This is a genomic window from Acinetobacter sp. YH12021 (assembly GCF_013420145.1).
GTDB lineage: Bacteria > Pseudomonadota > Gammaproteobacteria > Pseudomonadales > Moraxellaceae > Acinetobacter > Acinetobacter towneri.
In genome coordinates this window covers 174,063-198,379 of sequence record NZ_VOYT01000001.1, presented here as the reverse complement: position 1 = coordinate 198,379, position 24,317 = coordinate 174,063, and the positions used below count along the sequence as shown (strand labels likewise).

Sequence of the window (24,317 nt, the reverse complement as noted above, 5' to 3'; positions counted from 1 at the left end):
AAGAAATAAAATAAATGTTAAGATTTGTTAATTAATTTTGCGATATTGTTAAGATTAATTTAACTAACTAATTTTATTAAAAAAAAATCAAATAAAAGGTTTGAAAGTGAAAAAAAATGACTAGAATGTTGCAAAAGAAATTCAAAATATGGGGTGTGTCTTGGTTCATGATCACGATAAGACAGTGTGGAACTTAGCATCTGGTACTTGGATGCGAGATGAGACAGTGGGTTATATTTTAAAAAGTACGCCAAATTCAAATGTTGAAAATCATGTGAATCCTCATTTTGTTCAACAGATGCTGAACTTGCCAACTTTGGCTGGAAAAGTGTATCCACCTGAGTTTTTATATGATCCTGAAACAGGTACTCCTTTAGAAAAAAAGCAGGTTGATTCAGAAGCATATTGGCTTCCGCCTTATGGGCAGGGACGACATTATGATGATAATCGTCAATACATGGATAGCCATGGCTTACAGTTAAGTCATCAACTTAAAAAATTAAAGAATGAGCCACAGATTGATGCTGATACAGAACAGAAAATAAAAATGCCACCAAGAGGTATTTTTGAATTTGTGTCGATCAAAGCCAGTACCGATATTCCTCAACTCGTGGCATACAATAAAGTTAATGGCAATCTCTTGATTTGGAGTCAAGACAATCAGGAATGGTTGGAATTAAAAGCAGTTGAACGTCGTTTAGAGCGTTGTCCAGAAAAATTGGAAGAATATTTGCAACTTTTAGGCGTTGTAAATGATGCTGGTATTCAGTGCTTATATATTCCAACCAAAGCAGGTTTAGCACGAGTCACCATTGAAGGTTTGTCATTGACCTATCGTGCTGAGTATATCACCCCACTTAATAGTCCATGTTTAGGTACACCGGTTTATTGGAATAAAAAGATTTTAATACCAATTTTAATTGATGATCAGGTTAAAATTTTTGATGTCACGAATCAGATAGAGATTTTGTTGAATGAACAAACCTCTGAAATTTATTTTGAAAAAGTTGTTTATGACACTAGACGTATTATTTGGGTTGGTACGTCAGGGCAATTGATTTTAAAATATAAAATCTCTGATGATGAAGCACTCAATATCGTCTATAAAATGTGGCTACCAAGCTACACGCCTGATTTCCGTTTTGGTGCACCGTATGATGATCAAAAAGGGAGTTTTTATCAATTTGGTAAAACTCAAAGTAATGAAAAAGGTCCTTTGTGTTATATCGAATTAGATTCTGAAGACCAACTCGAAAAAACTCCATCATTCCGTTTTACCACAGGTATATCAAAGTTCGGCCTAGATGGTAAATTGGAAATCAAACAAGATATATGGAAAGAAGCAAGTGTGGTCGAATCAACTCATCGTTTTACAGTTCCAATGATTGAAGATGAGAAAAAAGAGTTAATTTTAGGATTCAGCTTCGATACAGATACCAATATCGGTATTGAACAAAAACTTGCAGATGACACAAAGCAAGACATTAAATTATTTATAGATACACATGATGGACTAATTGATTTTCATCGTGTTCAAGTAGAAAAGCCATTACATTCAAAATTTTTTATTCATCAGAATGTTTTGTATTTCTATAACCCAAGCTTAAATGACATCTTAGGTTGGGAGTTGGTTGCATGAAACACATTGGTTTAATGGTTGCTGTGAGTTTAGCTTCAACGCTCACTTGTGCGGGTCAGCATGCATTTTTAGTCCAAAACTCTGGTTGGATGGAGCCATTTTACCAGGATCAAAATTCTCAATTAAAACCGCTGGTCAATGCAGTGGTTCAAACGGTAACGCAGCCCAATGATACGGTTGCGGTTTCCATGTTTAACCAAAGTAACACAACTGCCCAATCACCTGTGTTGATTTATCAAGGGGCAGGTAAACAAAATGTCAGTCAGCAACTCAGCCAACAGGGGATTGCCAAAAAATCTGATAAAGCCTATGCAGACACAGATTTTAAAGAAGCTGTCGTTGCCACGATTACAGGTCCATTTGCGAAAAAGTCAGGCATTATCTGGATTTTTACTAACAATAAAAATAGTCCCAATAATGATGAGGCAACGGCTGAACGCAATAAAGAGTTTTATGAGTTAGTTCACTTAGATCCAGCTATAAATAAAGTAATGGCTTATCCATTAAGAATGCCTGTACAAGGGAAACATTTTAATGCATCAGGACTAATGGTTTATGTATTGGCTTATGGTGAGCAGGCAGAAGCTGAGTTAAACCATTTGGTAAAATCAGGTCAGATGGAAAAAGTGTTTACCCAACAGCCTGCATTATTAAAGCCTTTAGATAAAGAACCTGTTCAGCTCATTCCGACAGGTGTAAAAAACTCATCGACGATTCATGCCTCTTTGGCAGCAGATCAGAAAACTTTGGTTTTTAATTTAGAGCCTAAAGATGTCATTCCTGAGTTAAAACTCACAGCAGATCTGAAAAACAAATTTTATCCTTACAATATTGCAGCAACTCGTGTTGAAGCAAAATTAAGATTAGCAAATGGAATGCAAGCACCGATTCAGATTTCTGAAACGGATATCCGTTTGATGACTAAGGATAATACCAAGCTCGAGTTTCAGGTGCCAATACCTTCGCATTTAATTGTGTCCCCATGGTCTTGGGAAGTGTTTAAGGCAATGGGTAAGGCAGTTACGATTCCTGCAAATATTGATGTGACCTTATATGAGCAGAAGCTGAGCTTATCTGAAGATTTTAAACAGAATTTGCAGAGTTTATTTCCTGGTGATCCATTATCGGATGTCTTTGTTGCACCACAAAGTATTCAGTCGTCCACAGCCACAATTCCGGTACAATTCCGTTTGCAATATCCATTATGGCCGGTTGTAGTCATGATTGCAGGGATTTTATTGGCACTTGTACTCGGAATTTTGGCTTTGGCATTGAGCTCAAAACGTAAAAAATATGATGTTTGGGTGAATGGCTTGAAGAAACAAACTATCCAATTAAAACCATTTTCAAAGATGAGTGTTTATGGTGATTCAGGGAAAGAAATTGCGATTGTAAAACGTGGTATTTCAGACGCATCTGTACAAGTTTTAGATAAAGAATTTAGTGTAACACTACGTTAAATATTTAAGATTAATTTTAAAAAAGCATCCAGGGGGATATATGTCAGAGTCAAATACAAATAACGGTTTTGTTTTACCAACGGCAGATGAGCAGGCTCAAACTGAAACAGGTACAGCAGCACAAACTGTTCAAGAAGTGAATGTACCTACAGTTCAAGAGGAAACAGGTTCTCGTGATCTCATGATTGCTAGTGGAATTATCGTTGTTCTTCTCATCGCTTTCTTTTTTGCAAAACGCGGTTTCAGCAATAGTTTGGTAAAAAAACGTATTTCTCCGAGCAAAGCAAGTATGGCAGGTTGGTGGTTATTTATTTTCCTTGCTGCGGTTGCCATTGGTGCAGTCTTGGCAGCAGTCAATCCAGTGAAATTCTTATCCCTGCTTATTTTAGGGCCATTAGGTATTGTTGCATTGGTAAGTGCTGTCCTGACATTCACATCAAGCCGTGCTTAAGCACTGACTGTAAGTTAAGCAATTAAAAAATAAAGAACCAGAGGGAAGATGATGACAGACGCACAAAATGTCAACACAGGCACTGCAGCCAAATCAGCAGAGCAGACCGTAAAACTCCGCCCAACACTTTATATTGGTGTTGGTGGTACAGGTATGGAAGTGATGATGCGTGTGCGTCGTCGTATTCTCAATGCAAGTTGGGGTAGTGATAATGTTCGCTTAGAAAACTTATCACAGTTTCCAATTGCACAATTTATGCATTTTGACTTAGATCAGGGTGCAATTATTGATAGTGGTCGTGCACAAACTGAAGATTTGCAATATAACTTAGTCAAGTTTACAGATGATGAAAAGATCGTTGAGTCTTTTGATATTGAAAAATATAGTCGTGATGATGCTTCATTAAGCCGTTATCCACATATTCAAAATTGGTTACCGCTAACCCCTAAAAAAATTCGTGAATTAGGCATTGATCCTGCAAAAGGTGCGGGGCAAATTCGATCTGTATCACGTTTATATTTCTTTGATAAATATCCAAAAACTCGTGACAAAATCCGCTCAAAATTAAATACATTAAAAGCAGGTTTATCGCGTGATGACATTCTTAAAAAACTAAATTTACAACTAGATACAAGCAAATTTCGTATTGTGGTTTTGGGCTCTGTTGCTGGAGGTACAGGTTCCGGTTCATTTTTGGATATGGGGTGGTTATCTAAATGGGTGGCAAGCAACGAAGTTGAAGCTGCTGACGTAGAGTTGATGTTGTTTTTACCGACAGGTTATTCAAGCGCGAATAAATCACGTACTGAGGCGAATGCTTATGCAGCGTTGATGGAAGTTGAATCTGCAATGGTGGGGCATTCAAAGTATGTGGAAAAATGGGATGATTATGATCGTCCACAGCTTGCATCGAAACCGTATGATGAAGTTCATTTAATTGATTCCGGTAACCTGGCACGCCAGCATACGGACAATATGAATGATGTCTACTCGATGGTTGCGGATACGTTATTTGAAGATTTTCGTTCTGCTGACTTTGCCAATCGGAAACGTTCAGTTGCTGTCAACCAACGCCAACATAAAATTCATATGTTTGCGCCACCTGTTCCGACAGGTCGTTTCGGTGATATGAAGTTAAATTACTCATGTGCCTATTCAGCATTCGGTCAATCGACTTTGGACACACTTGGTCGTGCTCGCTATGATGAATACGCATACAGCCTAGCTTCGGACATGCTGAAAGCCTTCTTTGGTGTAGCAAGCGCGAATCCTGCTGCAAATCGTGCGAGTCAGAAGCAATGTGATAACTTTATGTCTGAATATATGTATTCAGCTTTAGTACCATTTAACAACTTGCCAGAGTTTTCTGCTGCAACACTGAAAAATCCTGAAATTCGTGAGTTAAATACAGAATTTATGGATTTGACGATTGTTGAAACATTGCTTCGATCAGGTCAGTCGGGTGTAGAGGTTGATATTGTTGATGAAACACGCCAACGTGTTAGCAAGCGCATTAATGAAGTCAGTAACGTAGATCGTGATCAATGGCCTGTTCAAGTTCGTCTTGCGATGGATAATTTACTCGAACAAGTGATCCGTAACCCGAATACTAAAGGGGATACTGCTGAAGATCAGGTAGTGCGTCGTAGAAAATTAATTTTTGATGCACTGAAAAAAGACATCGAAAACCGCCTCTATCTTTATATTGATAATCAAGATCTAGGTGGTTTTGAGTATGTCATTTCTTTAGTAGAACAAATTAAAGGCCGTATTGAAAATGCCAATACAGGAATTTGCGTATACCTAAAAAATTCTGCAAACCGCTATACAGCTATTAAAGATGCTGTACAAACCTATGAATATGAAAAACAACTCAAGGATTTAGAAGAAACAAAAGGCTCGGGCTTCCTCGGCTTGGGTGCATCTTCTCGTGAAGAGCAGGCACGAAATATTTTAGATCATTTGCGTAATGATATTTCAAATGTTCTTGCATTCCATTTACAAGCTAAAGCTGCTGTCGAAGCGATTGAGTTGATGCAGGATATCTCGAACTGGTTAGGTAACAGTTTGGGTGTGGATGAGAGTGGCAAGACGATTTGGAATGGGGTGATGGGTGACCTGCAAAATGGTCAAGAGTCTGTCATGGATATGATGAAGCGTCTTGATCACGATCGTGAAGTGATTCATCAACAAATTCGGACTAAACATGCAACTTTGCAAATCATCGAAACTGACGATGTGAAAGAGCGTGAGATTGATCCTCGTTTATTGTGTGAATGGGCAGCTGAAGCATTTAAAGATTTTGGTGGCTCAAGAGAGCTGTTTAAAGTCCTTGTTGATCCAGATCAGCAAACACCATTATTGCTTAAAATTATTCGTATGGCTGAGCGTCGTCTGGTTGTTTTTGAACAAAATGATCAAGAAGAAGATGCACTGTTTAAAGCACTTGAAAACATGAGTGTGGTTGAGCGTCATAATGTATTCACTGAGTGGTTACAACGTGCCATGCCTTGGATTGATGCTAAAATGGGCGGCGATTTCACACCGCCACCAGACCGTTTCAAATGTTTCATTGGTGTGAATGGGGCAGATCAGTTCAGTAAAAAGTACAAACACGAATTAACTGGCTCTATTCCAAGTGGTTTAGGCTTAAATGCTCAAGCATTGTCGATTGTCGAAACCGGGGAACCTGGTCGAGCAGTATGCTATGTCGAGTTGTCAGGTATTCCTCTTACGATTTTACGGGGTATTGAAACTTGGCGTACGAGTTATCGTAAAGAGAGTGAAAGAACTCCTTTACATACCCATATTGACTCAACACGATTCAAGCATCCATATGCCCCGACACCTGATGAATTAAACAGCTTAGCTGATGATTTTAAATGCTACCTGAAAGCAGTGATGTTGGGTATTTTAAAGCGCTGTGATGTTCCAGGCTTGATTCCAAGTGGGCAATATGAATTTGCAGTAGCACGAGGTGATGTTCGCCGCTTAGGTAATGAACGTGGTTTCCGTTTAAATGGCTTACCTCAGACTTACCGTGACAACATTTATGATCAAGTTCAACAGAAATTTAAATCTCTGAGTGATGCAAATTTAACAATGCTAATTGCATTAGTTGATCATTATGAGCGTGAAGTTTACACGCCACGTTTGGTACAAAATGAAACTGGTGCTCAGGTTGAACATGTTGGTTTTGCATGTGCCATTGCGAAAGAATTGAAGAAAGAACTTATTGAGTTAGCTGAGCGTAAGGAAATTTCACAAGAATCGATCGACAGAGCATACGAGTTAACTGAATATCGCGAAGAAATGGAAAAATGGGCTGAAGTGCTCAAAGATTCAGACGAGGATGCATATCAGGACGAAATTCGTGAGCCAAATAAAGGTCGACGTCTGAAATGGGTGATGAATATGTCACCAAGTATCTTACAAACACATGAACAACTTCTTGTGAAAAAAAGTGTGGCAGAAGTAGTTACGCCAATAGCGACTTTTGCAATGCCTGGCATGACTCCACCGCCACCTCCAGGCGCGATGCCACCACCCATTCTGCAGCAACCTCAGTATCAATATCATATAGCGATTAATGGGCAAAACTTTGGACCATACTCACATTCTAAAGTGGTTGAAATGTTGCAGCAGCAACAAATTAACACTGCAACGATGGTATGGCGTGAAGGTTTAGCTAATTGGATCGCAATTGCCCAATGCCCTGAGCTTGCAATGCCTGAGCCACCACCAATTCCAGGCATGCCGCCAATTTTACAATAATGCCCATCGCAGTATTGTTCTCGAAGGAGGGCAATACTGCTCATGCTCAACACAAAAAGAAGTAATAGGTTTAAATGAAATGGTTAAGCAGCAAGAATATACGGCTTGTATTGGATGTAAGCATGAGCTACAGCTCAAAGTAAAGTTTTGTCCTTTTTGTAGTGTTGCACAAAGCGTTCAAGCTCAAACTCTGCCTGCAGAGCCAGAAGAAACATCGACTATTCCACAAGAAATAGTCAGTGACCTACCAGAATCGACGGTTAGTGAAACACTAAGTGAAGCTCAAAATAATGAGGCTGCTGATACATCGGTTGTGGTCAAACATATTACGAAACAGGGTAAAGAATTATTCGGGATCATTATTGTTGGTGCATCCCTTGAGTTGATGCGAACTTATGATCGTTACGCCTTTAAAAAAGATGAAGGGATTTTTGTACGTTTAAAACATTTAGCGAATATTCCAAATGAATATTTAAGTTTGCAACAATATCAACTCAAGTTTCAAAGTGATCTGTCCGTCTTAGATGCTGAGCCAGATGAGCTTCTTGAACAACCAAAGCCTGAAGCTCCGGTCTTCACGCCACCAGAACAACCATCTTTGAATAGTCAACCTACACCATTCGATCCACCACAGCAAAAAACATCAAGCTTTAAATATATTGCAATTGCATTTATTGTGATTTTGGCTGTGATTTTCTTTATATTTAGTGGCAAAGACAATGTAGAAGAAGTTGCATCTGTAGATGAAGGGGCACAGGTTGATCCTTGTGAAAATGCAAATGCAGAAATTAACAGTTTGCTGAGTGAAAAAATGCCGACACGTGCATTGAGTATCATCAAACTCAACCAGGCAGAATGTAAAACCAATGCAAGTTTTGTTCAATTGGTTGTATCGGCTGAAGCACAAGCCACATCTGCAAAAGAGAAGCTCACTTTAGCAAAAGAGTATTTGCAAGCTGGAAACTTGGAGTTAGCACATCAGACAGTGCTTGCTGCATTAGAACTTGATGCTGAACTTATCGGTGGTGTAGAGCTACTACCACAAATCGAATCGATGATTGAAGAATTCAATCTTCAACAAGAACAAGAGACAGATGAAGTTCCATTAGAAAGTGAGGCTGTACAAGATGTTGTTCAAAGTATACCTCAACAAAATACCAATCATGAGGTTGAACAAGCACAACGTTTAGCCCAAGTAGAACGTGAGCGTGCAGATGCACAACGCCAAGCTGAGCAAGCACAAAGAGAACGTCAACAAGCTTTAGAAAAAGAGCATCAAAAAGCTGAAGAGGCGGCACGTAAATTAGCAGCAGAAGCAGCACGTCGTCAAAATGAAGCCCGTTTTGATTCTCAGCTCAATCGTGCAGAGCGTGCATTAAATGCAAATAACTACGGTCTGGCTAAATCTTTGGCTCGAGAAGTATTGTCTGCTTCCCCGAGTAATAGTCAAGCAAAACGTATTTTACGTCAGGCTGAAGCAGGTGAGTCAGCAGCCTTTGACGATATGGTAATTCAATAATTTTTAAATTTTACAGAGGGTCTATGATGAAAAAAGCGATATCTATTACTATGCTGAGTTCAGCAATTTTGGTTTCTGGTTGTGCAAGTACAGGTGGGCTAGCAACGTCAGCTAACGGTGGATGTAATACAGGAATGTCTACAGCAGTAGGTGCATTACTTGGTGCTGCTATTGGAGCATCTGTAGGTGATAGTACCTATGCTGCAACAGGTGCAGCCATTGGCGGTGCGGTTTTTGCAGCAGGATGTATGATGATTAATGCACATACTATTCAGAAAAAGTCAGCTGCTGAAGTTGAAACGGCATATAAAAAAGCTAATAAGGGGAAACTGCCTCAAACAACAAGAGTTCAACAGTATTCTACGGTTATTTTACCAAATCAAACTGTTTCAGCTAACCAAAATATTACAGTGAAATCAGATTTGACTGTTGTAGAAGGTGTTGCTGATCCCCTTCAGCGTGTCCAAGAAAAATTAGTTCTAAAAGATGCGAATGGAAAAGTGATTCGTGAATTAGTGAAAGATGTTCAGGTTTCAACAGCCCAAGGTTATAGTTCAGGAGATTTTGAAAATTCCTTCAATTGGAAGTTTCCAGCGAGTGTATCTAAAGGTAATTATACTATTGAAACAGAATTATTAGTTAATGGTAATAAAGTAGCTAATAATCGTAAAATTTTAAATCTTGTCTAAATTTATAAGCCCATATGTATTTATATGGGCATTTTTATATTTAATATTGAATGAGTATATGCAGTGAAGCATTTTTTTATTGGTATAATGCTGTTGTTGGTTACCACTATTACTATAGCAAGCGAAACAGTATTTGAAATTAATAATAAACTGTCAAATTTCGATATTGAAGAAAACTCTGTAAAATATTTACGTGTTTTTGATCAATTAGTTGATGATCTTAGAGAAAATGGTATTCGTTTTAGTTACGATGGGACTATGGTGAAAAATGATTATAGAGGTGTTCCTTATTTTTTAGTAAAAAATATTCAAGTATATATAAAAAAAGAAATTTTTGAAAAATATGAAAAACATGAAAGCTTATTAGATAAGCAGACATTCTTTAATGATGCAATAAAACGTTATGGGCAAAGTTATATCTTTTCAAATTTAGAATATAAATGGGCTAAGCCAAAGTTAAAGATAAAAATGGAATTACTAGATGCAAATCAAAAAGAAATTTTTAGTGGATATATAAAGACATCTTCTATGCTTAATGATGGTACAGGTGTGCCATTTGAACACTTTTTTCGGTATATCACGCGCTATAAGCAGGATAATAAAGTGTTCCATGATGTAAGTATTGCTGAAAATATTAGTATGTTTAGAGATAAAGAAATTCATATAAGTTTAGAGGAAATACAACGTATTAAATCAATTAAATTTAAAGTTCTTGATAATAGGTAGGACTCTTATCTATTTATAGGTTAACCAATTTAGAAGTAAATTTTGGACCAAAAAAAAGGAGTATATTTTTTTCGGATTAATTTTCCTTCTTAAACTAACCGGACTTTAAATTGGTTTAGATTTGATTGACATTTAAATGAAGTTAGAGTGTTGACCGGCTTGAAAATATATTCAGCTAAAAGCTTCTATCAGTCTAATAAAGGGTGAGGATATTATATTCTAGAGATTGGGATTTTTGTAAATGGCAACAAAATTACAAATAATCCGTAGACTATTATTTTAGTTTAAGAATTTAAATTCTTAAGAATTTTCAATTAATACATTGTTTCCTTGAGGGGTTTATGAAACAGAAAATAATTTTGTTGGGCAGTATTTTGATGCTCAACGGCTGTGCAATCATGTCAAAAAGTGAATGTATGACGGCAAACTGGTCATTGATTGGGCAAAATGATGGTTATAACGGAAATGGCTCACTTATGCAGAAACGAGCGCAAGCTTGTATGAAGCATAATTCTATTTTGGATACAGCAGCGTATACAGCGGGCTATAAGAAAGGTTTAAAAAACTACTGTAACCCACAAACGATTTTTGATTATGCATTGCAAGGTAAAGGCACATATCAAAGTTGTCCAATGGAGTTACAGAATAATTTAAGACCATATTACAATGTAGCAAATCAGTTTTATACCGCGAATAAAAATTTAAAATCGATTGAAGATACAATTACTACCGCAAAATCTAATATGTACAACTCTGATCTTAAAGAAGAGTCGCGCAAATACTATCGCGAAAGATATAACGAAGCTAGCAATAAACTGGGACAAGTTCAGCGAGAATATAATCTGGCAGAGCGTGAACTCATGCAATTCAAGCGAACAGCAAGTTTTGAATAGTAAGTGTGAGTTATAACTTTGAAAAATGCAGTTTCTGATTTAAAAAGAGACTGCATTTTTTATTTTTGAATAGTTATCAATATTTATTACACTGTTTTATTTTAGATCATAAAGAGTCTTCAAATTTAATGGATTATTTATATGAAATACTTAAATATAAAATTACTACTTTCATTATTAGCATTAGCTTTACCTTCGTATGTGACTGCAAATACTAAAAGTGAAGAACTTCATTTCAAAGCTCTAGGCGGAATTGACAAGGCAGGAGAGATGGCCTCTCTCGGTATTGGAAAATTATTTTCGCCCTTGCATAAAGGGGTTGAAAAAGTTGTCAAGCCTCGTATTGATAAAATTAATGGTGAGTACTATTTTAATCTGGGGGAAGCTTACTATAAGGGAAATATTTCTTTTAATAATCAGTATATCTCAAAAGATAATGCTAAGGCACTAGAAGCATGGACGAATGCAGCATATCACAACCATAAGTCTGCGCCATTGAATTTAGGGATTATGTATTACAAAGGTGAAGGTACACCTGTCAATAAACAGAAAGCGTGTGAATGGTTTCTGCGCGGGGCTTTATTAGGTGATACTGGCGCACAAGCAAATGTGGGTACTTGTTATTATACTGGTCAGGGAATGCAACAAGATTTACCTGAAGCCTTTAAATGGTTCTCACTAGCTGCAACAGATGGAAACAGAGCAGCTCAATTCTTACTTGGTGAAATGTATTCTGACGGTCAAGGTACCGAGTTAAATTTAACTTTAGCAAAAGAATGGTATGAAAAAAGTGCCGCACAAGGCCATGAAGGCGCTCAAAAAAAACTAGATAAACTTAAAAGTTCATGGGATATACCATATAAGCAACTGACTGTAGCAAATACAGCAGGAAAAGTGATTGATGGTGATGCATTTTTTGTATCTGCTGCAAATAATGCACAAAATGGCGATGCAAAAGCACAATTTGATCTTGGAGTCATGTACTTTAGAGGAATCGGTGTACCTCAAGATTACATGAAGGCATTAGACTTCTTTGAAAAAGCTTCTAATCAAGGGTATGAGAGAGCTAAAGAGTATATTCCTACAATATATTTTGCATTGGGATCGGACTATTTCAGTGAAGATGCGGGTGAACGTCAAGATGATCAAGAAGCATTTAAATGGTTTTCAAAAGCAGCCGAGCTAGGTCATGCTAAGTCACAATATATTATTGGTCTCATGTATTATTTTGGAGAGGGCATTCCGAAAGATGAATCTAAAGGGGTTCAGTTGATAAAACAGTCCGCTCAAAATGGTTTTGGAGAAGCCCAAAAAGTGATTGATGAATATAAGCTTTAAACTGAACTTTATATAAAATGGTGTTTATTATTTTAAATTAGCAGGATGAAACAGCATTTCATGCTGTTTCATCCTCTAGATAGGAGGTCATTGGCCTTTTGGAGAGAAATACTTTTACCTTTCTAACCAACAAGCCTATTGTTGAAATTGATCTATACAAGATTTTGAAAAACTTTTCGTACTCATGAGGCTACTCCCGATGAGACAGCTCATGAATATTTTCTTTTTGAATGTCATTATGAATGCTCATTTCAGGCTGAGAAGGCAAAGATGTTACGGCCCTCTTGGGTGAGTAAAAATCATAAATTGCATAACCGATACCACACAGCATGATGAATACAAACAATATGAGAATAGGAGTGAAGTTGAAACCTTCTTTTTTCTTCATACGAGCACGAGGTCTACGCTGAATATTTTGATTCGACTGATTTGCGTGTGGTTGATCATTTTCACCATATTGGGCGAAAGGATTTAGTTTTGGGTGAGGAATATCTTCATCAATGTCGGTTTGTGCAGAAGAGACTTTTTCTTGAGTGACTTGAGTCGAGTTGATTTGGAGAGGGTCAGGAATTTCAAATTTAAAGTCTGGCTGAGGAAGTGCTGAATTTGTTTCAGCTCTTCCTTGAGTAGGGACAGATGAAGTAGGGGTGATCTCTAAACACTCATAGTAGCTATTCTGGTAATCTTGTAAAGCATCTTTTAACTTATTCAAGGACATTATTTGCGAATCCTTGTATAGAAGATGCCTTGGACACGATCTCGTGGTGCAACAAGATTTGAACGCTCATGTAATGTCACGGTATAACGGCATTGAGGATATTTGACCAATACATGGTGCCAAGCAGAGCTAAACCCCCGTAGTGACCATTGTTGGTTGTTACTGATCGGTTGATTGATTTGTTTGGCTAATTGCGCAAATTCAGGCTGCCAAGAAATCAAACGAATCGAACTATTTGTTGCTTCAAAAACTGCAACGGTTTTTGCAACTTTTAGGCCGTTCTCCATTGCAAAAACACAGGGTGGTTTGCCTTGGCCTTCCTTAAACTTTTCCACCATGGCATTTACTTCTTTTAAGCCGCCATTTGAATTCATAAAGTCTTGTGCCTTTTTTGCATCTTCTAAATTATTGATGGGGGCAAGCGTTTGTAAACGGTCGATGAGCTCCTGAACACTATCAACTTTATATTCCTTCGCAAGGTCAAGAAACTGTTTCGCTTCAGCATTATGGCGACGTTCGACATAAATATAAGCTAACAATGCAATCATCACGAGAAAAAGCATTTGCAGAAAAAAATCAATCAAGGTGAGATATAAAACATCTTCTCTTCTGTTCATTTACTTAACCTACGACTTGATCAAGATTTTTTGATGTATTTGGTTTTGCTTTGCGCATAGTTGTAGACGTATTGTTTGCGACTTCAATTAGGGCATCATTGACAGCATCTACTGAAGCTTTCGTACTTTGTAATGTATGTTGCAGTTGCAATTGGTGTTGTTCATGTAAATGGGTAAATCGCTCAGTCATATTTTGAAGCTGAGTATTAAAATGCCCAATATTCTGTTGCATGTCACTGTATGCACCGACCAGTTGTTGAGATGCTTTTTTAGCAGAATCTGCAACGCTTGGGATAGCTAAATCATGAATCGCTGTACCAATATTGGATGCTAAATCTATTAAATGTTGTTGTGATCTTTCGACATATGCAATATGTGATTGATTCGCTTGTTGCATATTGCTATAGAGTGAATTATTCATTTCTTGCATCTGTTCATATAGATTTTTTTGTAGTTGTTCTTGATATTCAATTAATTCAAGATTTTTTTGCTTTTGGTGCTCGATTAAAGCATTTTGTACATTGATCGACTGTTCATTAAAAGTCAAAGTTGCTGCTTTTAAGCTCTCAATAATTTCTAGATTAAGTACTTTCTGTTGATTCTTTAAATTGACATTAATGTCCTGCAATTCACTGGCAAAACCAGTAATTTCTTTTCTCAAGTCAATGATGTCATTAATAAGTGCATGACGTTCATTTTGTTCCTGATCTGCGTTTTGTTGATTCATGGACGCCAATAAAAACAAACGTAAGATCAAACCAAGACAAGTTACTAATAATCCAACACCAAATTGTGAAAACACAAGATTTAAGTTTTGTAGGTCTTCAATATCAGAAGATAGACCAAAATGAATGATGGCAGAAGTGGCAAGTGTTACGATAGTTAAGCTAAAACCAAAGTAATAAACACTATCTACAGCATTATAGTCAGGTTGTTTTAGTAGGCTTTTTTTAACAATATTAAAATAAAGAATAAGGGGAACTGTTACTGTGAAAGCTAGTAATACAATATGTAAATTAAACCAAATGATAATAATCGAGACTAATGCTGCTCCACCTAAAATCGGTAAAAAGCTACTTGGAAGCCCTTTTTTTGCTGCAAATGACATGATGAATCCCCTCTAAAAAATATTATGAACCTGGTAGATCGTGACGTTCCAAACCATATGCACGTCTATCGCCACGCATATCTCCAAAAAACCATATCCAAAAACCATCACGAATATTGAGTAGGTTCTCAGTGAGTTGTGCAGGCGGAATAATATGTAAATATGCAGTGGTGTTGATAAAAGTTGGACGTTGTACACCACCAAGGCGGCTTAATTTGAATTGATTAATCGCTGCCTTTAGATCTGTACTTTGTGCAAATGACAAATTTTGTGAATTTTGTAAGAAATTGGAAAAAATAAATAATCGAGTTTGCTTCGGCTGAATCTGATGTTGACTTAGCTCGATATCGAGTAATGCTTCAGCAAGCGGAATGGCTGTTGAATGCTGTGGTTGAGCATAGACCGCATAATGTACAGATTTCAAAAATAATTTTTTAAAGTTCGTATCGGTGTGACATGCTTTAAATACAGGTTGTAATTCACTCATGGATTGACCATTTATCACATATACTAAAGCTAAATCTTCACGTTTGATCTTGTGGGCTTGCTGTGTAATTCTAGATAGAATTTCAGATTGTGTTTGAGTGCTATGAATCGATGATGGATCAATGACAAAAACATGTTTTTGTTCAATTTTATTGAGGCAACCTGTAAAGCGGTCACGTTGATTCTTTTTATCGAATTGGTAGAGAAGTATACAATTAATTAGAACAGTACAACAGAATAACATCCACAAAAGTGGCCAAAGCTTCTTGGAATTTTGACTTAAATGCATTTATATTCTCTCTGCCTGAACAGTATTAATTATTTCAAACTGCTGTTGTAGAGATGATGCATCTTGAGAGAGTAGTTGTAGGCTACTCAGTAAATGTTGAATGCGCTCAAGTTGATATTGTTGTTCTAGATGACTGTGATCAAGAGAAAGACAGGTTAATTTCTCTTGTATCTTTTGAATAGGGTCAATTAATTCAATAGTGGGAGAGAGGTTTATATGCTCTAGGATTGGATCATTTTCAAGTTCCGAAATTACCTTGGCTTTGAAACGCTCAAATGCTCTTAGGTTGCTGTTTGCTTTATTGATTTCTTGGATTAAGTCTCGTTTTTCTTGCTGCAATTCATGTGGATTTCCAACCTGGAAAATATCAGGGTAGCGTCGCATAATATTGGCAATTTCAGGGGATGCAGAAAATAAATATGAGCTTACATAAAAAATAACGATCCCAATAATACAATATAAAATGAATAAAAATTGTGCCCACGTGCTTGCAGGAATCTGAGTATATAAATGGAAAATTTGGCTAGGGATTAAACTTTTATGCAAGCTAAATGGAATTAAGTGATCAGCATAAAAAAATAGACGTTGTGCAGAACCAAATGCAAGGACAAGTCCAATCATGGAGAAAATACTCCATAAAATCTCATCAACTCTTCGAGTTACACGCGTTGCTCTGAACATTAAACCTGAACCTACGCAAATTAAGAAAAATATGCTGCATTCAATATAGGTAGAAATAAGATTTACCCAATCAGATGCTGTTTGAAAAAGCAGTAGATGGGTTAAAATAAGTAAGAAGGAAAATAAGTTTAACAGTCCAAAGCCGATCAAACCAATTGATGGTAACTGTTGAGCATTTTTAAAACTAAAACCTAAGATATGTAAGGTGTTTAAATCAGTTTGAGAAATATGTTGAAGATTTTGGGGAGGGTGATTGATTTGAAATTGTTGTACAAGCTCAGAAATTTTTTTTTCAAAAAAATGAACTTTGATTTCATGACTTAAAATCTTTCCACATAAAGTATTAATATCATCGGAAGTAGGTGGTTTTGATTCTATAAAAAAATTCATGTTTATTGTGTGAAAAAGAAATTAAAGCACGAGATTATATTAAATCATGAATTCGAGTTTGTTCATAATTTATAAGCCCATAAAATTATGGATCGGCATAAGTAGAATTTTGATACTATTGTATAAACTAAGTCTTCATTTTAAAGACCTAAAACAACTTGATACGGTTTAAATCCTGCGAGTACCGTATCGGAAACCAAGTGGATAAATGCGTCAGTTTCCCCATAAGCCATCCATTGATCAAGAGCTTCATAATAAGCTAATCGACTTTCAACAGTGATAACACAAGGCGGATAGCCAGCTTTTAATAATTCAAGATTCATCAATAGACGTGATGTACGCCCATTGCCATCAATGAATGGATGAATGCCAACAAAATCAGCATGTACTTTGGCTGCACGTTCAATTGGATGTAGTTTATGTGCTTCACTATTATACCAGTCTACGAATTGAGCCATCTTGTCATTTAATAACGTGTAATCAGGCGGGGTAGACGTAGCACCTGATATCAGGACATTTTGCTGACGATAACGTCCAGCATTATCATCATCAATATTCTTTAAGATAAGCTGATGGATATTACGAATTTGCCATTCAGAAAAAGACTCCTCTTTCCGAATAATATCTTCAACATAGTAAATCGCATTTCTATGATTGATCGCTTCGAAGTGCTCGCGTAAGGCTTTGCCACCAACGGTTATGCCTTCTAAAACAACTTTTGTTTCAAGCAATGTAAGTGTATTGCCTTCAATTGCATTCGAGTGATATGTCCAACGGACAATAAGATCTTCTTGTAAATTTTTTACAATTGCAGGAGAAAGAGGACGATGCTGATCTAATTTTTTCTTTAAATCATCAATACTTTCAAACATGCCCTGAGCCCTGAATGTTAATTAACTAATGATACATGAAAAAAGGAGCATCCAAAAACGTAATGATATAACATATCATATATGAGAGATTGAATATGATAGAATAATGAGATAGATCTAAATCATGTATGTGGGAAATAAAATCATTAAGCATTTGATGTCATACATCTGATTAGAGTTTTTACGGTATTTAATACGGTAAATAAAATCTTTAAGTATAAAAAGTTAAATACTATCAATAGTCTACTGATGGTTTCTAGTGCGCGCTGAGCGCACCAAATTAGTATATAAGCATTGAGCTGTAATATAAAAAATAGTTGAAAAGTATATAAAAAATTAAGATAAACATTCGATCTTATTTGCCATAGCCTGATCACGTTTTTCAGCATATAAAACTCACATATTTTAAAACTGAAAAATCTGAGGGCAGCTTCGTGGGCTATATCGTTAAACTCATTCCAGAAAACTTATATTTTGTTCCGCATGATAATGAAATTGGTACCACGGAATTTCGCAGTAAAGCCGTCGCAGAAGGTTTGTTCTACGATTATGCTGAAGCAACAGCAATGGTAAAGCTATACAATAAAGATATGCTGCAAGATGTTGATTATGAAATTGAGTTAATTGAATAATCGTCGACTTCTTATTATTTGAAAGTATCGCCAAGTTATGCAGAAGCTAATCGCAAAGCTGGAGCTTTTAACCGCATAAAATTATGCCGTAACTGAAAATTAAATCAATTGAAATTTTGCTGTGTGAATGTGTTGAAATGTAGTGGGCTATTGCAGCAAAAAATAAGTTTCACTATATTAAAACTACAGTAGGTCATTCAATGTAATAGACGCTACGATGCAGTTGGACGGATCAATGACAGCTCGTTGAGTTTGTAACTCTTGTTCAAACAATAAAATCAGCACTAGCCTTCCAACATAAAAAAACTCGCAGCAATGCGAGTTTTTTCTGTGCTAGAATGAAAAACAAGCAAATTTACTGTGGTTTTGTAAGTTGTAAATAAAATTTTAAAAAATATGTGTTTGAATTTATTAGATAATTTAAATTTAGTTTAAAAAAATACTACATTGTCAAACAATCTAACAACTCACTTTTTTAAAAAATTTATAAGCTATGGTATAAAAAATTTCCGTCAAGAAAAAGGGAACAACAATGACGCAAATCATCGATATTAAAGTTAAAGACCAGTTTAGCCATATTTACGAAGCAAAAGCATTGCTACGTAATATCCCAGAAACTTCATTGGCAGCGGGTTTGGCACTATTTCACAAAATTGAACACATTATTGTGGAAGGTGAAGTGATTTTACCAAGCATCGAACTTTTGTTTGAAAGCCGCGAGTCTGATAGTATTTTCCGTGTGTTGGAGTAAATATTTGTGAGACTACTTTATTTTTAGAAAAGCTCCTTTCGATGAGCTTTTTTGTGCGCAGGATTTTTAAAGCACACGTAAATAAAGTGCTCATTAAGTGTAAAACATATCGCTTTAAACCGTCTGATCTTCTACAAGTTGGATATTTACATCGTATTTATCAAACTCTTGAATAATTTTTTGAATGACCGCTTGCCCAATGTCATCATCGGGTTGAAAACTCAACTCTTGATTGGTTTGACTATCAAAACATTCAATTTGCAAGATTTGCCAGAGCTGGGCATCTGTACTTTGTTGAATCACTATGCGTCGCGGTTGTAAATGTGCTGAAATTTGACGCGGCAACACATTGGTAATCGCTAACTGTATTTGGCTTTCCTGATCTTTTGGGCTTAAAAAGGTAATCACCCAATTGCCAACTTTACTGAGTTGCATTGGATTGTCATAAGCATCAAACGCTAAAAAAAATGCATGATTCATCATGACCCTGTGCCTCAACAATTCTGGAAAATACTATATCGCTGATTTTTATGAGTCGGGGCTATGCCGCTAAAGTCTTAGCTTTTATAGGGATAATGAATCTAAGGTTTAGATGTGGATTTATATGTGTTTTTAAGGTGTTGAAAAGTAATAAAAATAAATTAATCCATATGTCCCTGAGCATGGTTTTAATTGTTAAAAAGACTTAAAACTAAGTAAAAAAATCTAAGCTTTAAGTCGGATTAAGCTTTTGTAGGGAGTGATTGATTTGCTGCAAAATCTGATTGAGTGCTTTCGGTGGTAAACGAGTTTCTTGCAAAGAGGTAATCCATTGCATTTGGCAGAGTTTTAAGCTGCGAATATCCTGAGCTTGTAAAATTCGCTGAATCAGTTGTTTTGCCATTAATCCACAATGACGCTGCAAAGTATCCATCATGAGAAATTTTACATCTTCAAAACTCAAAGCGGTAATTTCAGGCTGTATTTCTGCTTGGGGTTCAGGTTGTTCAGCGGGCTGTTCTGTATTGATGGCAGCTGCAACACGTGCTTCTAAATATGCAGGAACTGAATTTACTTGAAGATGTTGGGTGTGGATTGGTTCTGCCAAACTTTCAGCATGCGCTTGCGGGGTGCTGCTTGCAAGTTGGCTATGAATTTCTGTGTGTAAAGTGGTAGATGATGCCTCTTGCTCTTGTTGCAGCAGAATGTTAGCCGTTTGCTCTTGGTGTTGCAAAGTGTCTTGCTCAAGCGCAGCAGGGGCAATTAATTGCATATCTAATAGCTGTTCAATCAATTCAGGTGGTGCAAGACGCTGCTTGAACTGATCTCCGAGTAAATCAAAATCTTCAGTACCAATCAGTACCAATAAACGACGTTGACGTGCATTTAAATCACGTGTGCGCTGTTGTAACGCATCTAGACCGAGTTGAGTTTTTTGATAATTAAACATGCGCCTTAATTTATTTCCCCAATAAATTAAGGCACAGCATAGACTTTGAAAATTACAATAATATGAATAATTTATGACAGCTAAATGCAATAAGATTCACTTGAAACATTTATAAAGTCAAAATGCTGGTATTTTCGAGCGCCTTGCGTAAGTAAGGATCTAAATCTTCTTGTCTTAATAACCATTGCACATAATCGGCAGGAAGGTCAGCAATTGCCGTACCACGATGTTTACCAAAATTGATAATTTGTGGAATACGTGCTTCTTCTGAGGCGATATAGAGTTCTTCAATACTTTGAATTTGTAGTTGATGAACTTCATGCATCAAAATATTGGCCGTTAAAATAATATCCATATCGGCACGATGCGCTTTTTTAATCATGTCACGCGCTTTTTCGCTGCCTTTGGTAATCATATAAATTAAAGCTGAAATATTGTGTGCTTCGGCGTTTGGCCATACGCGACGTGCAAGTGCCAAAGTGCAAATGGCTTTAATTTTAGAAGTATCCACACCACATTTTTCTAAAGCGCGAATATCGTAATCAATATTATGCCCAATGATATAGGTGGTTTCGGCAGGTAATTCAAAACTGCTGTAATGCGGTTGATCAATTAAATCCGATTCTAAAATATGATGCACCGCCATCGCTGCGAATGAAATAGGCTCATCAACTTGATACAACTGATCGAAAATTTTACTTTTATCTAGACTGATTTTGCCATCTTGAATTTGAATGGGGGCGTAGGCAATCTCAATGGGTTGTCCATTTAAAGTATGGGTTTCTGTGTCGAGAATAATAGCCTGCATGTCCTGATTCGCTTGCGTCATTCAATAAAAATGCAATCTAACATTAGCCACTGCGTATGACAAATTGAATTGAAATTTAATAGACAGCTGTATATGTGATCAATTTACTGATTTTTAACGTAAGTAACTAATTTTAAATAAAATACACTTGCATATTAATTATCCAAATCTTGCCTAATACGGTAAAGAAGCGTACAAATAAAGATTGCGAAGGATGCAATCAATAAGAATATGAAGATAAGGGTAAACAAATGAAAAAAATATGGTTAAGTGTGGCTTTGGCTAGTAGCAGTTTGTTTTTAACCGCCTGTAATGATGATCATGACGATACGAGTGTTGTGGTTATTGAAGATGGCATTCCGAAATATAATTTTAGTGCCCCTATCGTAAAAACAGAGCCTTATTTGGATCAGGGTGCAAATGCGAATAATGTTTTAGATACAGTAAGTGCCTCTAAAACATTGATGACTTATAAAATGTTAGGTGTAAATGGACAGGAAACTCAGGCAACTGCACTTGTTTTTACCCCTCAAACAGTTAAACCTGCGGGCGGATGGCCACTTGTAGTATGGGCACATGGCACAACAGGCGTGGCAGATGCGTGTGCACCGAGCCGTCAAGGTTTAAAAGGAAATGAATACTTCATTGCTAAACTATTGGCGGCAGGTTATGCCGTTGTTGCACCAGATTACGAAGGTTTAGGTGAGCCGAGCGGTAAAGAATTACACCCATTCTTAAATTTAAAAAGTGCAGCTTATTCGATTACAGATGCTGTTGTCGCTGCAAGCAAGCTTTTGGGTAATACTGCAGAAACGCGCTGGAGTGTAGTTGGACATTCACAGGGTGGACATGCGGCTTTAGGTGCAGCGCAGTATGCATCGCGTGCGCAGTTAAATTATAAGGGTGCCATAGCTATCGCACCTGCATCAAATTTAGCGTTGGTATTGGCGGGTGGTGAACAAAAAGCAGCTCAGGAGCCAGATGTAATAAAGAAAGTACAGACACTTGTACCATTAGATACGTTTACTGCTCTAATTGCTGCGGGGCTAAGAAATACTGCTCCAACCTTGAAATATTCTGAAATATTTGTGTCACCAACAGATCAACTTGCTGCTCAGGCAGAGTCAATCTGTTATGAGGCATTAGGTGGGAGTATGCTTCAGCCAATGCGAGAGCACGCACAGACTTATGGAAAATTGGATGGTTATCCACGTACTCAACCGAATTTCATGACGACCATCCCTGAAGTTAAAGATTTCTTAACCAATGGTTCACAGCCATTAAAAGTGAAAATCAGTACGCCTATATTTATTTATCAAGGAACGGCTGACCCAACTGTACCGAAACAAGTCACGGATTACTTGGTTCAGTCAGCTCAAGGGATGGGAACTAAAATTCATTACGTCACTGATCAGGATTTACCTGTAGAGCAAAAATGGGATCATGGTTCGGTGTATGTGGATAATATGGATGAGATTATTAAAGATGTACAATCGTTAATGCCTATTCAATAAGCCATTGAATTAAGGTAAAGATTGATTTGACCTGAAATAGCTCGTGTTTAATCTGAAACATGAGCTATTTTTGTGTAAAACTGAGCAAAGTTCATTCTCTCAGTTCACAAACTTTATGCTACAATACGCGCCAATCTTAGCACGGCTTAAAAGCCCTAAATTAATAGGACCTCGCTAATGTTTGCCAATATTTCTATTGCCGAATTTGATCCAGAATTAGCTCAAGCGATCACCAATGAAGATGCGCGCCAAGAAGCTCATATTGAGTTAATTGCTTCTGAAAACTACTGCTCACCTGCAGTAATGGAAGCTCAAGGTTCAAAACTTACCAATAAATATGCAGAAGGCTACCCAGGCAAACGCTACTACGGCGGTTGCGAATACGTAGATATTATTGAACAATTGGCGATTGACCGTGCTAAAGAACTCTTTGGTGCAGATTATGCTAACGTTCAACCACACGCTGGTTCACAAGCAAACTCTGCAGTTTACTTAGCTTTACTTAACCCAGGCGATACTGTGTTAGGTATGAGCTTGGCACACGGTGGTCACTTGACTCACGGTGCAAAAGTAAGCTTCTCAGGTAAAACATATAACGCTATCCAATATGGTTTAAACCCAGAAACTGGCGAAATTGATTACGAAGAAGTTGAGCGTTTAGCGCTTGAACACAAACCACGCATGATTGTTGCGGGTTTCTCTGCGTATAGCCAAATTGTAGATTGGCAGCGTTTCCGCGACATCGCAGACAAAATTGGTGCTTATTTATTTGTAGATATGGCACACGTAGCAGGTCTAGTGGCTGCAGGTGTTTATCCAAACCCTGTGCAAATTGCTGACGTAACGACTACTACTACACACAAAACATTGCGTGGCCCACGTTCTGGTCTAATCCTTGCGAAAGCAAACGAAGAGATCGAGAAAAAATTACAATCTGCTGTGTTCCCTGGTAACCAAGGTGGTCCATTAGTACACGCAGTTGCAGCAAAAGCAATTTGCTTTAAAGAAGCAATGGCGCCTGAATACAAAGCGTATCAACAACAAGTTGTTAAAAATGCGCAAGCGATGGCTGAAGTTCTTATTGAACGTGGTTATGATGTAGTATCTGGTGGTACGAAAAACCACTTGTTCTTGCTTTCTTTAATCAAGCAAGATATTACAGGTAAAGATGCAGATGCATGGTTAGGTGCTGCGCACATTACTGTAAACAAAAACTCTGTACCGAACGATCCACGTTCTCCATTTGTAACTTCTGGTATCCGTATCGGTACTCCAGCGGTAACTACACGTGGTTTTGGTGAAGCAGAAGTACGTGATCTTGCAGGTTGGATTGCAGACATTCTTGACAGCAAAGGTGACGAAGCTGTAATTAATACTGTAAAAGCAAAAGTTGAAGCTGTTTGCGCGAAATTCCCAGTTTACGCAAAATAAGCACAGCCTTGAGAAAAGCCCCTCAAGGGGGCTTTTTTTATGGATGTAAAAAATTGATTTTTCGTTCAATAAGCTGAATTTCTGTTATAACTTAAGCGTATT

The 24,317-nt window shown here is 37.1% G+C and carries 22 protein-coding genes; 13 read left to right on the top strand and 9 right to left on the bottom strand.

Annotated elements, in window-relative coordinates:
• Window positions 1-211: 211 nt before the first annotated feature.
• The 9 genes from FTT91_RS00880 (at window position 212) to FTT91_RS00840 (ending at window position 12,489) form a co-directional block, all read left to right on the top strand.
• A complete protein-coding gene (locus FTT91_RS00880) occupies window positions 212-1,639 on the top strand; it encodes a hypothetical protein (protein WP_257229557.1) in 1,428 nt (475 codons plus the stop codon).
• The gene (locus FTT91_RS00875; RefSeq protein WP_151723393.1) at window positions 1,636-3,099 is read left to right on the top strand and encodes a hypothetical protein; all 1,464 of its coding nucleotides are present in this window, start codon (window positions 1,636-1,638) and stop codon (window positions 3,097-3,099) included. The genes FTT91_RS00880 and FTT91_RS00875 overlap by 4 nt, the downstream gene beginning before the upstream one ends.
• Before the next feature lie 40 nt (window positions 3,100-3,139).
• On the top strand, window positions 3,140-3,550 hold the full coding sequence (locus FTT91_RS00870; protein WP_078426611.1) for a hypothetical protein: 411 nt from the start codon (window positions 3,140-3,142) through the stop codon (window positions 3,548-3,550).
• A 51-nt stretch (window positions 3,551-3,601) separates the two neighbouring features.
• Complete coding sequence (locus FTT91_RS00865; RefSeq protein ID WP_180168784.1) at window positions 3,602-7,324, top strand: tubulin-like doman-containing protein; 3,723 nt, start codon at window positions 3,602-3,604, stop codon at window positions 7,322-7,324.
• Between the two features lie 79 nt (window positions 7,325-7,403).
• Complete coding sequence (locus FTT91_RS00860) at window positions 7,404-8,843, top strand: hypothetical protein (protein ID WP_180168783.1); 1,440 nt, start codon at window positions 7,404-7,406, stop codon at window positions 8,841-8,843.
• Between the two features lie 23 nt (window positions 8,844-8,866).
• Entirely contained in the window at window positions 8,867-9,532 is a 666-nt protein-coding gene (locus FTT91_RS00855; protein WP_257229556.1) for a hypothetical protein, read from the top strand.
• A 63-nt stretch (window positions 9,533-9,595) separates the two neighbouring features.
• A complete protein-coding gene (locus tag FTT91_RS00850; RefSeq protein WP_180168782.1) occupies window positions 9,596-10,258 on the top strand; it encodes a hypothetical protein in 663 nt (220 codons plus the stop codon).
• 341 nt (window positions 10,259-10,599) lie between these two features.
• Window positions 10,600-11,151 carry a DUF2799 domain-containing protein gene (locus tag FTT91_RS00845; RefSeq protein WP_180168781.1) on the top strand — a complete coding sequence of 184 codons (552 nt, stop codon included), beginning with the start codon at window positions 10,600-10,602 and terminating at the stop codon, window positions 11,149-11,151.
• A 141-nt stretch (window positions 11,152-11,292) separates the two neighbouring features.
• On the top strand, window positions 11,293-12,489 hold the full coding sequence (locus FTT91_RS00840) for a tetratricopeptide repeat protein (protein WP_180168780.1): 1,197 nt from the start codon (window positions 11,293-11,295) through the stop codon (window positions 12,487-12,489).
• A 190-nt stretch (window positions 12,490-12,679) separates the two neighbouring features.
• On the opposite strand, the gene FTT91_RS00835 is transcribed toward FTT91_RS00840, so the two are convergent.
• The 6 genes from FTT91_RS00835 to FTT91_RS00810 form a co-directional block, all read right to left on the bottom strand.
• A complete protein-coding gene (locus FTT91_RS00835) occupies window positions 12,680-13,207 on the bottom strand; it encodes a hypothetical protein (protein ID WP_163166903.1) in 528 nt (175 codons plus the stop codon).
• The gene (locus FTT91_RS00830) at window positions 13,207-13,824 is read right to left on the bottom strand and encodes a hypothetical protein (RefSeq protein ID WP_163166901.1); all 618 of its coding nucleotides are present in this window, start codon (window positions 13,822-13,824) and stop codon (window positions 13,207-13,209) included. Before FTT91_RS00830 ends, FTT91_RS00835 begins: the two co-directional genes overlap by 1 nt.
• Before the next feature lie 4 nt (window positions 13,825-13,828).
• Entirely contained in the window at window positions 13,829-14,932 is a 1,104-nt protein-coding gene (locus FTT91_RS00825; RefSeq protein ID WP_180168779.1) for a hypothetical protein, read from the bottom strand.
• Between the two features lie 22 nt (window positions 14,933-14,954).
• Window positions 14,955-15,419 (bottom strand): hypothetical protein, encoded by a 465-nt coding sequence (locus FTT91_RS00820; RefSeq protein WP_180168778.1) that lies wholly within the window; start codon window positions 15,417-15,419, stop codon window positions 14,955-14,957.
• A gap of 288 nt (window positions 15,420-15,707) precedes the next feature.
• Window positions 15,708-16,778 (bottom strand): hypothetical protein, encoded by a 1,071-nt coding sequence (locus FTT91_RS00815; protein WP_180168777.1) that lies wholly within the window; start codon window positions 16,776-16,778, stop codon window positions 15,708-15,710.
• Between the two features lie 140 nt (window positions 16,779-16,918).
• Window positions 16,919-17,650, bottom strand: a complete 732-nt coding sequence (locus FTT91_RS00810) for a Fic family protein (RefSeq protein WP_180168776.1) — start codon at window positions 17,648-17,650, stop codon at window positions 16,919-16,921.
• Between the two features lie 434 nt (window positions 17,651-18,084).
• On the opposite strand from FTT91_RS00810, the gene FTT91_RS00805 reads away from it, so the two are divergent.
• Both FTT91_RS00805 and FTT91_RS00800 read left to right on the top strand, forming a co-directional pair.
• A complete protein-coding gene (locus FTT91_RS00805) occupies window positions 18,085-18,282 on the top strand; it encodes a hypothetical protein (protein ID WP_004972905.1) in 198 nt (65 codons plus the stop codon).
• 532 nt (window positions 18,283-18,814) lie between these two features.
• Window positions 18,815-19,033 carry a hypothetical protein gene (locus tag FTT91_RS00800; RefSeq protein WP_004972907.1) on the top strand — a complete coding sequence of 73 codons (219 nt, stop codon included), beginning with the start codon at window positions 18,815-18,817 and terminating at the stop codon, window positions 19,031-19,033.
• A 114-nt stretch (window positions 19,034-19,147) separates the two neighbouring features.
• On the opposite strand, the gene FTT91_RS00795 is transcribed toward FTT91_RS00800, so the two are convergent.
• From FTT91_RS00795 to FTT91_RS00785, 3 genes are all read right to left on the bottom strand, one after another.
• A complete protein-coding gene (locus FTT91_RS00795) occupies window positions 19,148-19,516 on the bottom strand; it encodes a hypothetical protein (protein ID WP_371971679.1) in 369 nt (122 codons plus the stop codon).
• A 229-nt stretch (window positions 19,517-19,745) separates the two neighbouring features.
• Window positions 19,746-20,462 carry a hypothetical protein gene (locus FTT91_RS00790; protein ID WP_180168775.1) on the bottom strand — a complete coding sequence of 239 codons (717 nt, stop codon included), beginning with the start codon at window positions 20,460-20,462 and terminating at the stop codon, window positions 19,746-19,748.
• Between the two features lie 109 nt (window positions 20,463-20,571).
• Window positions 20,572-21,270, bottom strand: a complete 699-nt coding sequence (locus FTT91_RS00785) for an exonuclease domain-containing protein (RefSeq protein WP_154321257.1) — start codon at window positions 21,268-21,270, stop codon at window positions 20,572-20,574.
• A 251-nt stretch (window positions 21,271-21,521) separates the two neighbouring features.
• Here FTT91_RS00785 and FTT91_RS00780 point away from each other — a divergent pair, with 251 nt between their 5' ends.
• Together FTT91_RS00780 and glyA are read left to right on the top strand one after the other, a co-directional pair.
• A complete protein-coding gene (locus FTT91_RS00780) occupies window positions 21,522-22,784 on the top strand; it encodes an alpha/beta fold hydrolase (protein WP_136144553.1) in 1,263 nt (420 codons plus the stop codon).
• A gap of 177 nt (window positions 22,785-22,961) precedes the next feature.
• Window positions 22,962-24,215 (top strand): serine hydroxymethyltransferase, encoded by a 1,254-nt coding sequence (gene glyA / locus FTT91_RS00775; RefSeq protein ID WP_178318923.1) that lies wholly within the window; start codon window positions 22,962-22,964, stop codon window positions 24,213-24,215.
• The last annotated feature ends 102 nt before the right edge of the window (window positions 24,216-24,317 follow it).

What these genes read in the sequence shown, in the direction of transcription:
- FTT91_RS00790 (WP_180168775.1), bottom strand. Translation starts at nt 20,462, where the DNA reads ATGTTTAATTATCAAAAAACTCAACTCGGTCTAGATGCGTTACAACAG.
- FTT91_RS00815 (WP_180168777.1), bottom strand. Translation starts at nt 16,778, where the DNA reads ATGAATTTTTTTATAGAATCAAAACCACCTACTTCCGATGATATTAAT.
- FTT91_RS00830 (WP_163166901.1), bottom strand. Translation starts at nt 13,824, where the DNA reads ATGAACAGAAGAGAAGATGTTTTATATCTCACCTTGATTGATTTTTTT.
- glyA (WP_178318923.1), top strand. Translation starts at nt 22,962, where the DNA reads ATGTTTGCCAATATTTCTATTGCCGAATTTGATCCAGAATTAGCTCAA.
- FTT91_RS00855 (WP_257229556.1), top strand. Translation starts at nt 8,867, where the DNA reads ATGATGAAAAAAGCGATATCTATTACTATGCTGAGTTCAGCAATTTTG.
- FTT91_RS00800 (WP_004972907.1), top strand. Translation starts at nt 18,815, where the DNA reads ATGACGCAAATCATCGATATTAAAGTTAAAGACCAGTTTAGCCATATT.
- FTT91_RS00810 (WP_180168776.1), bottom strand. Translation starts at nt 17,650, where the DNA reads ATGTTTGAAAGTATTGATGATTTAAAGAAAAAATTAGATCAGCATCGT.
- FTT91_RS00880 (WP_257229557.1), top strand. Translation starts at nt 212, where the DNA reads ATGCGAGATGAGACAGTGGGTTATATTTTAAAAAGTACGCCAAATTCA.
- FTT91_RS00825 (WP_180168779.1), bottom strand. Translation starts at nt 14,932, where the DNA reads ATGTCATTTGCAGCAAAAAAAGGGCTTCCAAGTAGCTTTTTACCGATT.
- FTT91_RS00785 (WP_154321257.1), bottom strand. Translation starts at nt 21,270, where the DNA reads ATGCAGGCTATTATTCTCGACACAGAAACCCATACTTTAAATGGACAA.
- FTT91_RS00820 (WP_180168778.1), bottom strand. Translation starts at nt 15,419, where the DNA reads ATGAGTGAATTACAACCTGTATTTAAAGCATGTCACACCGATACGAAC.
- FTT91_RS00875 (WP_151723393.1), top strand. Translation starts at nt 1,636, where the DNA reads ATGAAACACATTGGTTTAATGGTTGCTGTGAGTTTAGCTTCAACGCTC.
- FTT91_RS00860 (WP_180168783.1), top strand. Translation starts at nt 7,404, where the DNA reads ATGGTTAAGCAGCAAGAATATACGGCTTGTATTGGATGTAAGCATGAG.
- FTT91_RS00780 (WP_136144553.1), top strand. Translation starts at nt 21,522, where the DNA reads ATGAAAAAAATATGGTTAAGTGTGGCTTTGGCTAGTAGCAGTTTGTTT.
- FTT91_RS00795 (WP_371971679.1), bottom strand. Translation starts at nt 19,516, where the DNA reads ATGATGAATCATGCATTTTTTTTAGCGTTTGATGCTTATGACAATCCA.
- FTT91_RS00870 (WP_078426611.1), top strand. Translation starts at nt 3,140, where the DNA reads ATGTCAGAGTCAAATACAAATAACGGTTTTGTTTTACCAACGGCAGAT.
- FTT91_RS00840 (WP_180168780.1), top strand. Translation starts at nt 11,293, where the DNA reads ATGAAATACTTAAATATAAAATTACTACTTTCATTATTAGCATTAGCT.
- FTT91_RS00865 (WP_180168784.1), top strand. Translation starts at nt 3,602, where the DNA reads ATGACAGACGCACAAAATGTCAACACAGGCACTGCAGCCAAATCAGCA.
- FTT91_RS00835 (WP_163166903.1), bottom strand. Translation starts at nt 13,207, where the DNA reads ATGTCCTTGAATAAGTTAAAAGATGCTTTACAAGATTACCAGAATAGC.
- FTT91_RS00845 (WP_180168781.1), top strand. Translation starts at nt 10,600, where the DNA reads ATGAAACAGAAAATAATTTTGTTGGGCAGTATTTTGATGCTCAACGGC.